General features: G+C 37.9%; 12 protein-coding genes and 1 pseudogene. All 13 read right to left on the minus strand.

Features of this window, described 5'->3' with window-relative positions:
- Positions 1-144 precede the first annotated feature (144 nt).
- On the minus strand, positions 145-2,403 hold the full coding sequence (locus strainIA91_RS10050) for an RND family transporter (RefSeq protein WP_400166648.1): 2,259 nt from the start codon (positions 2,401-2,403) through the stop codon (positions 145-147).
- A gap of 59 nt (positions 2,404-2,462) precedes the next feature.
- Entirely contained in the window at positions 2,463-3,044 is a 582-nt protein-coding gene (locus strainIA91_RS10055) for a TetR/AcrR family transcriptional regulator (RefSeq protein WP_400166649.1), read from the minus strand.
- Between the two features lie 105 nt (positions 3,045-3,149).
- On the minus strand, positions 3,150-3,980 hold the full coding sequence (locus strainIA91_RS10060) for an SDH family Clp fold serine proteinase (RefSeq protein WP_400166650.1): 831 nt from the start codon (positions 3,978-3,980) through the stop codon (positions 3,150-3,152).
- Positions 3,968-4,657 carry a rhomboid family intramembrane serine protease gene (locus tag strainIA91_RS10065; RefSeq protein WP_400166651.1) on the minus strand — a complete coding sequence of 230 codons (690 nt, stop codon included), beginning with the start codon at positions 4,655-4,657 and terminating at the stop codon, positions 3,968-3,970. The genes strainIA91_RS10060 and strainIA91_RS10065 overlap by 13 nt, the downstream gene beginning before the upstream one ends.
- Before the next feature lie 137 nt (positions 4,658-4,794).
- A complete protein-coding gene (locus tag strainIA91_RS10070) occupies positions 4,795-5,535 on the minus strand; it encodes a methyltransferase family protein (RefSeq protein ID WP_400166652.1) in 741 nt (246 codons plus the stop codon).
- A gap of 181 nt (positions 5,536-5,716) precedes the next feature.
- Positions 5,717-6,085: pseudogene (locus strainIA91_RS10075) on the minus strand (tyrosine-type recombinase/integrase); the annotation flags it as partial.
- A 246-nt stretch (positions 6,086-6,331) separates the two neighbouring features.
- A complete protein-coding gene (locus strainIA91_RS10080; RefSeq protein WP_400166653.1) occupies positions 6,332-6,781 on the minus strand; it encodes a PepSY-like domain-containing protein in 450 nt (149 codons plus the stop codon).
- A 124-nt stretch (positions 6,782-6,905) separates the two neighbouring features.
- Positions 6,906-7,760 (minus strand): hypothetical protein, encoded by an 855-nt coding sequence (locus strainIA91_RS10085; protein ID WP_400166654.1) that lies wholly within the window; start codon positions 7,758-7,760, stop codon positions 6,906-6,908.
- Between the two features lie 70 nt (positions 7,761-7,830).
- Positions 7,831-9,096, minus strand: a complete 1,266-nt coding sequence (locus tag strainIA91_RS10090; RefSeq protein ID WP_400166655.1) for a HAMP domain-containing sensor histidine kinase — start codon at positions 9,094-9,096, stop codon at positions 7,831-7,833.
- Positions 9,089-9,766, minus strand: coding sequence for a response regulator transcription factor (locus strainIA91_RS10095; RefSeq protein ID WP_400166656.1), 678 nt, complete (start codon positions 9,764-9,766; stop codon positions 9,089-9,091). Before strainIA91_RS10095 ends, strainIA91_RS10090 begins: the two co-directional genes overlap by 8 nt.
- A 744-nt stretch (positions 9,767-10,510) precedes the next feature.
- Positions 10,511-11,404, minus strand: coding sequence for a TlpA family protein disulfide reductase (locus strainIA91_RS10100; RefSeq protein WP_400166657.1), 894 nt, complete (start codon positions 11,402-11,404; stop codon positions 10,511-10,513).
- 184 nt (positions 11,405-11,588) lie between these two features.
- Positions 11,589-12,668, minus strand: a complete 1,080-nt coding sequence (locus strainIA91_RS10105; protein ID WP_400166658.1) for a Fic family protein — start codon at positions 12,666-12,668, stop codon at positions 11,589-11,591.
- Positions 12,669-12,945: 277 nt separating this feature from the next.
- Positions 12,946-13,311, minus strand: coding sequence for a hypothetical protein (locus strainIA91_RS10110; RefSeq protein WP_400166659.1), 366 nt, complete (start codon positions 13,309-13,311; stop codon positions 12,946-12,948).
- Between the last annotated feature and the right edge of the window lie 133 nt (positions 13,312-13,444).

Genomic DNA, 13,444 nt, shown 5'->3' on the forward strand with positions numbered 1-13,444 from the left:
CATATCTTTTGGGGAATACATCACATCGTCTATCTTTTTTAAAATGATTGATGCATCCTGGGCATTTGCGAAAAGAATACTTTCCGTTCCGATGAATAAAACAACTTTTCTGAATATTGATTTCATAATTGTAGCGTTTCATTGTTAGTGATTATTTGCTATTATTTTTCGTTTTCTGTTAGCAAGTATAAGGATGGCCGGCAGTAATGTCAGGGCTCCAAAACCGGAGCCAAACATACTGATGGCAATCAGCAGTCCAAAATTTTGCAGAGGTACGATCTGAGAAAATAAAAGCATAAGGAACCCCGCGGAAACAGACAAGACGTTGATTACAATAGCTTTTCCACTGGATAAGATAACATTTTCAATAGCTTTTTCCGCATCTCCGTTTTCTATCAGATAATGATTGAACCCTGTAATCACATGGATGGAGTAATCAATACCTATTCCGAGGGCGATACTTGCCACAAGAACAGTTGCAATATCAAGCGGAATACCGACAATTCCCATAAATCCGAACAAAACTATGATGGTGGCAACAATAGGAATGGCTGCATAAATCCCTTTTGAAACCGATTTTAGTATGGAGCCAACAATAAGAATGACTAAAACAATAGCAATCAACAGGCTGTTATACTGACTTTTAATAAGACTATCATTTAGTTTTGTATAAACCGAAGGCATCCCGGTAATTTCTATGTCACAAAAATCGTTTTGATTTTCTTCAATGTAACGGTTCATTTTTTCCGTAAATGCTTCAATATCTTTGGTGTTGACCGATGAAAATTTTGATTGAATAACCCCTTTTGTCAGTCCATCATTCACCAACTGAGGCATCACTTCCTGTCCCTCGAGCAAAAACCACAATTGTTGAATTTTTGCCTTATCGTTAGGTATCTTCTTACCCTCGCCCATGGCATCGTTCATCTGCTCAATAAGATCGGCGACCGATTGCGCAACGCTTACGTTTGGGTCTTCCTTCAGGAAGTCCTGGGTTTTTATCATCAATTCCAACACCGCAGGGCTTTGCAAATCACCTTTAAAAACGACAAAGACAGGCAATGAACCGCCAAATTTTTTCTGCATCACCTCTTCTGCCACCCTTGTCGGATTATCTTTTTTAAAATAATCGGCCATGTTGACACTGGTTTCTATTTGAAAAATCCCAATGATAAATATCACAAGCATCACTCCCCACCCCGATAAAGTATAACTTGGATGCTTAAAAAGGGTTTCTGACAGCGGCAAGAGTATTTTATGAGTCAGTATGGTTTGCTTATCCTCATTTTCGCCATAATTATTTTTTCGATACATGGAGAATGCCGAAATCAGCGCCGGTACAAAGGTTATCGAGAGCAACAACGCAATTAAAGTACCTATTGCCGTAAATATTCCAAAGTCCTTAATCATAGTAAGGTAGGCGCCAAAAACGAATGAAATGAAACCTATTGAAGTGGTAACGGCAGCCAGTATTACCGGAACTGTGATGTAGCGCATTGCCTGAACAAGGGCTTTTTTCCTGTCCTGCAAGACGATATGATTAATGCTGTTCAATACGTGTATCGTGTAGGCATTGCTAACCGCCAGTAGAACAACGGGGATAACGTTGGAGATGATGGTAATTTCATAGCCTGTTAACGCCATTAATCCCAGGGTCCAGATTACTGAAATTGCGGCGGTAAGCAAAGGCAACAGAACTCCCCTAACAGATTTAAAACTAAAAAAAAGGATAAAGGCAATCAGAAGAAAAACGATGGGGACGAGCCAAACGATATCGGAAATAATTAAATCATTGATATCGTTCATCATCATGGGCAATCCACCGAAATAGAGTTTTTCCGGAATGTCCATTTTTTCAACTTTTGATTTTATTTCTTTTGCAACTGCCTGGTTATCGACATCCGGCAGAAGAGTGAACATAATGGCCGCAGCCGTAGTATCATCGGAAACAATGATCCCCTTGTACATTTCTTTCGAAAACACATAATCTTTTAGGCTATCGAGCTCCTGTGGGGTTGTTGGCAAATCATATTCATCAACCAGTTTGCCAATTTCAATGCCCCATTCGGAACTTTTTATGTCAAGAATGTTGGTCAGACTTGTGACGCTGGAAACACCCTGTGTAAATCTTACACTGTCGGTAATAGTGCGGATACGCTCAATAACTCCCGCGTTAAATACATCATCCGTTTCTAAAACAATCATGCCCATGTCATTGCCACCAAATTCCTTCCCGATGTCCTTGACAAGCTTTGCAACAGGGTCATCATCAGGTAGTGAACTGATAATATCGGTATTGATATGTAGTCTGGTAATTTGGTAACCCAAGAAAATGGTTAAAATCAATACAACTGTTACAATCGTCCATTTGAATTTTAAAATGTGTTCTGTGAATCTTTCCATTTCTGCTTTCTCGTTAATTTGTTCTCTTTCCGTTTTTTAGTCAATTTTGAGAAAAAAAATTATTTTGACACTCCTTTATTAAAAATTTGTATCAAACCCTCAAAATGAGGGGAATATTCCTCATATTTATTCTGGAGAAAGAAGGGAATTTCAAGACCCTTCAAAACCATCAAGAAAATATCTGCCACAACATCTGTCTTGATATCTAATACAAATTCACCGGAATTGATACCCTGATTTATTATTTTCATTATATTTTCTTTTTCCCACCTATCTAAATCAGTTCGCAAGTCATCGACAAAATGAAAATGCTCAAAAAAATCAGCTTTAAGTGTTTCGTGATAATTGGCGGCATTATTTAAAACTTCCATTCTTTTTATAAAATATTTATTTAGTTTTTCATAAGCAGATAATTCAGGGTTCGTAAAAATTTTTGTCAGTTGATTTTTCAGATTATTCATTTCTTTAATGATAACCTCTCTAAATAAATCTTCTTTACTGGCAAAATGATAGTATATGGAACCTTTTGCTTTCCGCGCAATTTTGGCTATCTCATCCATGGAGGTCTTATGAAACCCAAACCGGCTGAACAGTCTGTTGGCTACGTTTATAATCATCTCTTTTGTATCATTAATACTCATGTTATTTTTGTACCATATTCGTTTTCTAGTTCAAAAATACAACTATCTTTTTAAAAAAAACAAGTTTTTTAACATTTTCTCGAAATGTGGCTTTCGCCCCTGTGATCATTGCTCCTTAATCGAGTGGTGACGGGGCATCGGCAGATACTCTACGCCGCCACTTTGTCGCCGGACAGGCTGTGGATATAGTTTCATCAGTTGCAGAAGATCGTCTGGCATATCTGTGTTGACGGGAAGGCCCAACGACCGGGCCGCTTCGGCTGAGATTGGATAGTCATGCGTCCAAGTGCCAGTAGCAAGCTTTGCCGCAACCTCACCGGCCGTCTTCTCATCCATATGCCTTCGCAACAGGTCCGTGGCTGCTTCCACAACTTGCTGAATGGCCTTGCGCCCGATATCGGCCATGATCAGGGTCTGGTCATCCACCTCAGCGATCGGTTTCTGCTCGACAACTTTGATCAACGAAGCGGCAGGGAATTGCCCCAGCTGCGGATCAATGGGTCCGAGCATGGAGTGCTTGCACATCACGATCTCGTCGGCAGCAAGGGCAATCAGGGTGCCCCCCGACATGGCATAATGAGGAACAAAAACGGTGACTTTGCCCTTGTGGTTACGGATTGCACGGGCGATCTGAAGCGCTGCGAGAACCAACCCCCCAGGTGTGTGCAGAACAATGTCCAGAGGCACTTCCTCATCTGTCATCTGTATCGCGCGCAACACCTCTTCGGAATCGTTGATATCAATGTATCGCATTAGGGGAAAGCCGAGGAGGCTCATGGTCTCTTGCCTGTGTATTAAAAGGATGACGCGCGTGCCTCTTTTTCGCTCCAATTCTGCTATTTTGCGTGTTCGCATCGTATCAAGAAATTGCCTTCGCAAAACCGGTTGCAATGCAGAGATCATGAAGAAGAGCCAGAGAATGCTCAGTATATCCATTGTGATCCTCCTTTCATTCTGCTAGCGCGTGGAAAGAATCTGTAGAATCCTTCGTCACCGTAGTAGCGACAATAGCTACGAGCCGGGCGTTTCACCAATGGCGCAAGAATCCACACGACAATAAACCCACCCATATGCGCCCACCCTGCAATGCCTCCGCCATCGGTCAGCATCATCAATGTCATAATACCGGAAATGATATGAGACATCATCCAGAAGAACGCGAATCCGATAGCGGGCATCTTGATAAGAATAGGAACGAAGATGATGGGAACAATCATCACCCGCTGCGCAGATGGGAACATCCAGGCATAACAGCCAATGACCCCGGCAATGACACCAGTCGCACCAAGGGCTGGTCCCGCCGAATGCGTGTTGACGATCGCGTGGACAAAGAAAGCAGCGATCACGGCAGCAAGGTAAATGATTACAAAACGAACCGTTCCCCGGCGATCCTCGACGGCATGACCGAACATCCACAGAGTCCACATATTGAGGATCAGGTGCAGCCATTCGCCGTGAAGGAACATATCTGAAACAAAGGGCAGATAGCCCAAAATGCTTGCCGGAGACGCCACGCCGAAATAGCGTGCCGGGATCAAAGCAAACGTTGCCAGGAATCGCTCCAGAGTTGGGGGCGGAAGCGTCAGTTGAAACAGAAATTCGAATGCGTTCATTGCCACGTGACAGAAGGCGGGTAGCGTATTGCTGCGTTATCGCGAGAAATAGAATCACGACCAGACCGTTCTTGCTAACGCAGAAGCTCACCTGCCGCCATGATGCGCAGCGGAATTGCCTTCCGGTGCAGCGCTTTTCATCGTCCTTCTACATAAAGAACTTTTGTGTACTTTTTTAATGACCTTAATACCATCCAAACAACAAAGCCAATCCCCAATAAGAATATCCACCCAAGATCAAATTCTAAACGGCCTTTAACAAATATTTCTCCAACGGTTTCCAGGACGAACAATATAACAATCACTGCAAAGAAACCGTTGTATTCTCGCCTTAAAACATTTCTCAAGGAGAAGGGAAGATTCGCTTTTCTGTATTGGCTGAGCTTCGGAATAAAAGCAGGGGTCTTATTCGCCCATTCGAGGTATTCATTGCCGAATTTATCACGTAGATACGCCTCTTCTGCAAAAATTATCCGTTCATAGTAAAGCCAAAAGACTAAAATATAAATAAGTGTCAGCCACCACAAATGAGCAAATAAAGCAATGCCAAGCCACATAAAGAAATTCCCCAAATACAGCGGGTTTCTAACAACGGAGTAAAGGCCAGTCGTATTTAAGGTCTCTGCAACTTGCTTTTTCGTGTTTCTGCCTGATGTGCCCCTTGGGGTATGCCCAATGGTAACAATACGAATACCCAGACCCAAAAAACTGACAAGGAGGCAGACCACTTCCCAAATGTGGTCCAACTTTTCGCTATGACCTGGATATTCATACTCTCGTAATGCCAGCAGAAATATAGCGATAACAATTAGCGGCAAGTAGCTGCGCCAGCGGAACAGCCAATTCCCAGTATTCTCAAATTCTTCTCTTAGTGCCATGTTTCATCTCCTGTAAGCCTAACATAAAATTAGGTGTACTCATGAAAAAAGCAAAGCTTGCTTTTCATGACTACCTAATCTATGTTGTTTGTTAATTGTTATTTGTTAACTATTGTTTAATTCATTCATTTTCCCTCTTTACTTATCTCCTTGTATATATTGCTCATATTGGCAACCTAACCTAAAAATCGGCAGGGCTTCTAACTCCCTTACCACCCTGATTAATCACATGGGTATAAATCATAGTCGTTTCCACATGTGTATGTCCTAATAATTCCTGGATTGTTCGTATATCATAACCTGATTCAAGAAGATGAGTAGCAAAAGAATGCCGGAATGTATGACAGCTTGCCTGTTTCGTTACACCAGCATCTCTGATCGCCTGTTTAACCGCCTTTTGAATAACAGTATCATACAAACGATATCTTCTTTCTACTCTGGATCTTGGTTCAGTTGAAATTTTGGTAGCAAGGAAAACATATTGCCAATTCCATTCATATTTTGCATTAGGATATTTCTTTTCTTTCGCATAAGGTAAATATACCGTTCCAACGTAAGCATTCGTTGACCCCGGTCTGTACAAGATAAAAAGGGATTACTAATTTAGTGCTCGATAAAGCGGAAGAAAGCAAAGATGATCCAGAAAAAGAGCGGGAAACGCATCGGGAAGAAACGAATAATAGTAGTGTTATTGGTATGGGAAAATATTTCATCGGTTTAAATTGAACTTCCATTTTGATTTAAGGGGAAAAAGTCGCAGTATATCATTTACTGCGACTTTTCATAAAGAAAATGATTAATCTTCTTTTTCTGTTTTCACTTCTTTTTTCTTTACTATTCCGTCGGGCGCAATGGCCACTTCCATTTTCTGTTCGCCTTTTTCCAATGCAAATTCATAAACAGTATCTTCGGAAGTTTCTGATATTTCAGCTCCTTCGATTTCAAAGTCGGCAAATTCACTGTCCAGCGTTTGTTTTACATTGGCAGGAATGGCAGATTGTTCGATTTCGTATTCGGTCTCCATCCAAACGCCGTCAGTAGAAAAGTTGGCTGAATATTCTTCGCTATCCATCTTAAACTCGGCTTCCCACTCGGATTCGTTTTCTTTGTTCCATTTTACCGATTGGGCATCAGGAAATTTTTGAGAAAAGGCTTTAACCACGTTTTCGGGGGCTGTTGTTTTTTGTGCACAAGCGGTAATGCTGAGAATTGCAAAAGCAAGTGCAAATAATTTTAGTGTTTTCATATAGAACTCCTTTTTTTATAATTCAAAACTACAACCTGACTTTGAAGAAATTTTGAATTTAGTAATCTAAAAAAATCGGGGTAATGGGTCCCGGTTTTTTTAATTATACTTTCCAAACTGGTTTTTAATCTTCTTCAAATTCTACGCTGTTGTTAAGGTTTTTTTCAAAAGTTGTAAGCAGTTGGGTGTTATGGGAGTCATCAATGAGAAGGGTACCATTGGTAACGGTTGCCGAGCTAAAGTTTAAGTTGGAAAAGATTTTATTGAAATCAAAAATAATTGTAACCGGCACGGTGGTGTTTGCAGTGACGGTAATTCCATTACCTGAGAGTAAGGTTTCAAAACTTTTATCAAATTTTGAATTTAAAATTACAGGTGTTGTCGTTCCTGCCTCATCGGTAAACTCGCCATTCATCACAATTGAATTGCCGTTGTATGGTTGCTCTGACGAAATTGAAAAAGTTACATCCACTTTTTTAAAGGTCCCCGGGTAAACATCAAAGGAACCAATCTCAACGAAACCGCTCGCAATATTCAGACTGAAGGGACCGTTCAAGGTGATGTCCGATGCGTCTGATTCTTCTGATTCTTCTAATTCTTCGTCAGTTTCTGCTTCGTTGTCGTTTGTACCTCCATCATTATTTTCACCTTCCTGTTCAACATCAAAGCCGGATGAATCTGTCTCTGTTTCTTCGTTGTCGATATCGCCGTCATTATATTCACCTTCCTGTTCAACATCAAAGCCGGAATTTTCCTGAATCTGAATTTTTGCCAGATTTACATCAAACACTGATAAAGCAAGATCTCCGCCTATAACAGGAATAGTCCCGGATGTCGTTTTACTTTCTGCTTTTAACATAATCGAACCTGATTGCGATAGTGTCAAAGGCATTGTTGGCTCACTTTTATTGCAAGCCGAAAGAAAGAGTGCTGCCATAACAAATGTCCCTGACACAAGGACAAGTTTTAATGCTTTCATCTTTTTCTCCTTTTTTAAAATTGTTTCATATAACTATAATAAAAATCGATTTCGAAGAAATTTTGAATTTTTAGAATTGCACAGAAAAAATGTGCTTGTTTTCTGAAAAGAAATACTTGATTTCCCAATGGTTCAGATCGGCAATTTTTTTCACGATAGCCAAACCCAATCCGTTGCCTTGAGCCGATGGATTGATTTTTGAAAAGCGGGTAAATAATTTTTCTTTATTCAAGGCCTGGGGAGTGCCGGTATTTATGAAATTTATTGAGTTGCTCATAATTTTAATCAAAACCTGACCATTTTTAACATTGTGCCGGATGGCATTCATCAATAAGTTGCTGATGAGAATTTCGGCTAACGTTTGGTTCGATTCAATAAATAGCTGTTCGCTAATATCTGTTTTAATGTGAATCTTTTTCGAATGAGCCTGTTCGGTAAAAAAGTCGAGTTGCTTTTCAATGATTTCGTTTAAACAGAGCGTTTGTTTCTGATCGTAAGTTTCATGCTCAATTTTTGACAGCAGCAGCAGGTTTTTGTTTAAGCGATTTAATCGCGAAACGCTATCGTTTAATGAATTAAGTATCTCGCTTTGCTGCCCGGTGAAATCGGCAGTTTGCATGAGTGTATCAATTTTTGACTGAAAAACGGCCAGCGGTGTTTGCAGTTCGTGGGCAGCATTTTCCACAAATTCACGTTGGTTGCGGTAAATCGCCCTGTTTTTTTGTATCAGATATTCAATGCTTTGATTGAGTTTTCTGAATTCTTCGATATCAGTATCAGGTAGTTGTGGCAGATTATTTTTATCGACTTCAAAGTTTTCTATTTGCTCAATGATTTGATAAAAAGGCTGCCATAGTTTTGCCGATAATCGTTTATTGATAAAAAACAAACCTATCAGCATAATAATCAACAGAAATATAAAAATTGAGAAGATGCTTAAAATTAAATCTTCCGATTCGACCATATTGTCACGAACCGACAAAGTATAAGGCTTCCCCTGAATAAAAACCGGGGTGTTTAATTCTCTGTAAGGCTCATTTTCCTGTCCCAACGAATCGTAATAACTTTTATAAAAGTAAGTATCGGTTTTGATGGATTGGTTTTTCAGGATTTTTATATCCCGATTATAGGCGTTCCAAAACGGAATATCGCTTTCTTTGAGTTGATTTACGGAATATTGTAAAAATTCATCTTTGCGAAGTTCCAATGCTTCGTCCACATCTTCGAGATAGAGGTTTTGAATGAGAAAATAAAAAACTGGTGCGCTTATCAAAAGTAAGATTGATGTGAGCAACAGATACGATTTTGAGGTTTTATGCAGTAGTTTTTTAGTCATTTTGCCATTTGTAACCAAGTCCGTAAACTGTTTTAATATAATCGGGGCAACCTGCGTGTTTTAGTTTATTTTTCAGATTTTTTATGTGAGCATACACAAAATCAAAATTGTCGAGCATATCGGCCATATCGCCGGAAAGATGCTCGGCAATAGCATTTTTGGAAAGCACCCGGTTTTTATTTCCCGTAAGGAAAAGCAGCAATTCGAATTCTGTTTTAGTAATGTCAATCTTTTTTTCATTTACCATAACTGTTTTTGAAAGCAGGTCAATTTTAATTTCGTTGTAAGTAAGAATGTTATTGCCGTTAAAATTCTTTCGCCGGATAAGCGCCTGTATTCTTGCCATAAGTTCGGATAAGTGAAAGGGTTTTGTCAGATAATCATCGGCGCCCAGCTGCAAGCCTTCGATTTTGGTTTCCAAAGTTTCTTTGGCCGAAATAATGATGACGCCGTCGCTTTTGTTTTGCCGTTTGAGTTCTTTCAGGATTTCAAAGCCGTTGCCGTCGGGCAGCATCAGGTCCAACAGGATGCAGTCATAATCATAAGCAGAAATTTTACCCAATGCAGTATCCAGATTATCAGCCCATTCGCACACAAAATCGTTGCCTGTAAGATAGTCGATAATACTTTTGGCGAGTTCTTGTTCGTCTTCTATAAGTAAAATTTTCATACTGCTAGTTTACTATTCAATTTAGAATAAAATTTGAATAAAATTTTTTGATAATTGAATGTTGCGGCAAGATTACACTCTTTGGCAAAGCTTTGGTATTAGTGTTGGATTGTGGAGCTTTTGTATGGTTTCTTTAGGCTCATGACTGTTTCTTTTACATTGGTTATAACGTCTATGTAAACACCATTGTGTTTATTTTTTCTATATCATTCGTCCTCAAAAAAATCATCGACGGGTTCTTGATCTGATCGATGGCCTTCTTTGATACATGCGGATATTTCTGTTGTTTTTGAACTGCTATACCCCAATAACTCCTGAATATATCGTAAATCTGTACCCTGTTCAAGAAGATGTGGGGAAAAACCGGCCGGTTTTTCGACACTTTTCGTAAGGAGCGGTTAAAACTTTCGATGGGATTGGTAGTATAGATCAGGCCCGTGATATCTTTTTGACGCTTACGGACAATCTGATTAAGCAACGTTTTTCCAAGAGCAGCTATATTGAAAGGTCACAAATCCTACTATTAAAATCAGGGTCAATCCAATCGTTATCAACTTTAATATTTTTTTCATATTATATATTATCCAATAAAAAAACTCAATTTTGCATAAGGATGGCAATAAGAAACGTAGGTCTTTTCGAAGCTCCTATCTGCCATGTTACCGATCAATTAATTAAATGTTATATTGTTCAAATTTAGCACTTTCTGCCTATGTTTTTAATTGCGTGTTAGGCAAAGTTTTTTCACAAAATGTCATGAATAACCTGCTCTAATTTTTGAATATTCTCTTCAGAATAACCTGTTATTATCTCTTTTACTTCATGATTTTGATTAATAATTACATGAGTAGGGTATGAAGAAATTACAAAATCATCAGCATTAACAATTACAATATCATATAAAAACGGTTTTTGGGGGAGAAACTGATTTATGAGCATCTCTCTATCTGTAAGAACCGCTAAGGCAATAAATTTTACATTCTCAGCGTCATATTTTTCAGTGAGCTTATTTAATTCAGGTATTTCTTTAATACATGGGGCACAGGATGGACTCCAAAAATTCAAAACAATAGCTTTACCTCTCAATGATTCCGAAGAAAGTTCATTGCCATAAATATCAGTATAATTGAATGGCGAAATCTTTTCCCCAATTTTATAATTTATTCTTTTCCCAAAATTTTCATCAATTATTTTAGCAAAAGAATGGTCTAAAGAAGGGATCTTTTCCAATAGCTGGTCAAACTTTATAGATTCATTAAAGAATGTCGTAAACCTCCATGTCTGACCTTCATCGTTTGAAATTCCAATTGTATAATTTTTACTGTTTCTGAAATTACAGTGATATAGAGCTTGATACTGATTTCCTGATTTAGTGAGTTTTGAGATTTCTATAAGTTTGACTTTAGCCGTATCCTGTTTCAAAATCATTTCCCAGAATCCAGCAAAATTTGCTTTGTTGGTCGAGTCGTTACCATAATAAACGGGTAATAAATAGTCTACATATTTTGAAATTTCTCTGTTATTATATAATTCAGCCATTTCTTGCGCTTGCTGAAAAGCTTTCTTTTTAATTTCATTTTCTTGATTGATTGAACATGATACCAGGATTAATAGAAAGAAAAGTTTGAAGTATTTCATTTTTAAGTTTTTATATAATTATGTTTATTCTCACAATATTTTGTCTAACATCTCAATGCAAGTTTTCGGGGCGGGTTGCGTTGCGTATTCCTGTCCGGAGGACAAGAGAAATCGGGCGTGAACCTGCCAACCGCATACCACTTCCACCGCCCTGAAATTTGCACAATGTTACCGTAATGTGGTTTTATCTTTTTGTCAATAGGTAAAATAATTTTTCATTAATATAATAGTTCCCCGTCCCAATTTTTTCTTTTCTTAAGATTCCATCTTCAGCTAATTTGTTCAGGTATTTTGCGGCAGTTATTCTTGAAACATTCAAGTCATTAACAATGAAATCAATTTTTGTGTAGGGATGTTTAAACAAATTATTCAATAAATCCTGGCTGTAAAATTTATAGTTGTCCCGAAGTATATGTTTGTATTCCAACATTAACTCCCGAATTTGGATAATTAAATCAATCGTTTCTCTCGCAGTTTTTTCAATTCCATGGATCATAAATAAAAGCCATTCTTCCCAGTTTTCATTTTCTCTGAGTTGTTGTAACAATCTGTAATAATCTGATTTATTTTGAATGATATAGTTGCTTAGGTATAAAATTGGGAGATTTTGTAATTTTTCAATTATCAGATAAAGAATGTTTATGATTCTTCCTGTTCGTCCATTTCCATCGTAAAACGGGTGGATACTTTCAAACTGGTAATGGATTATTGCCATTTTAATAATTGGGTCACAATCGCACATTGAAGGGTCATTCATGAATTTTTCGAGGTTTGCCATCAATTTGTTTATTTCATGAATATCTTGCGGCGGAGTATAAATGGTTTCTTCTGTTGATAAATTTTTCAAAGCAGTTCCGGGTAATTTTCGAAAACCGGCACTGTTCCCTTCCAATTCTTTTTGAATTTCAATAATGATGTTATTGGTAATTATCCCTTTGGCTTTAATTAATTCAAAACCTTTTTTTAACGCGGAAATATAATTTTGAACCTCTTTTGCCTCAGGCGATTTAAAAGTTTCGAGTTTTAATTCCGATTTGTACAATTCATCATGAGTTGTAATTATATTTTCAATTGCAGAACTGTCTTTTGCTTCTTGCAGCCCCAAAGTGTTTATCAAAATGATTTGGTTTGGAATTGTTGATGCAATTCCTTTTAATTCTGCCAAAGCCGCATGAGCAGAGGGTAAGCTTTTAAGAACTGCTTTCGTCTCAACGTCAACCGTCAGTGGCAGTTCTTTTAATTTCCAATTTTTAATTTGATTCATTGTGTAAAGATTTCGATGTTTTCTTTACAAATATACTACAATCTGTAAAGAGAATTTAATTTTTTTTACAAAGATTGCTTTGATTGATAATAATTTTCAATTTTCTATACATGGCATCATTTTTTCAACCATTTGTGGTAATGAACAGGCATATGAGCCGTAGCGCTTTTATTGTCGGTATAAACCGTTGTGTTTAGAAATTTCATTTGTTTCGCCTTATAGTTTATTATCTTAGTACACAGCGCTATGGCTTATGATGCCATGTTGCAGCCTGTAGCTATCCAATTATTTCTTTGTGTTTCTCTATAATAGAATCGGTTTTGAATAATTCTTCCGACCAATTCAACAATTCTTTATCAAGCCAGTCAATTCCTTCTATTATTTCATCACGATAGTTTGTTAATGCAGAGTAATTCCAGCTTACAGATTCGTGGTGAAATATTCGTTTTCTAAATTTTCTAATCCCTTTAAATTTTGAACTCATGGTTTTTCTCTGGCGCAATTTTTTCGGGCAATTTGGAAATGATAATCTTAAATTTTTCCACAAAGTTTTTTCAAATCTTGAGTCCAATAACGAAGTCCAAAATCCAAATGATAATTCCGCAATTACTTTTCCAGGTGTAATTGCTTTTTTCTCTCGCAATATGCTGTTTTGGGCATCTGTGATTTTGTCAATTTGAAATCGTGATATAATTTTTATGAATTCAGAATTTTCAAACCATTTTCAGTACTAAACTTTCTTTTGAGCTGATAATCAATATTGTTTCTAAGTCCAA

The sequence above is a fragment of the Candidatus Neomarinimicrobiota bacterium genome, from assembly GCA_041154365.1.
Lineage (GTDB): Bacteria > Fidelibacterota > Fidelibacteria > Fidelibacterales > Fidelibacteraceae > Fidelibacter > Fidelibacter multiformis.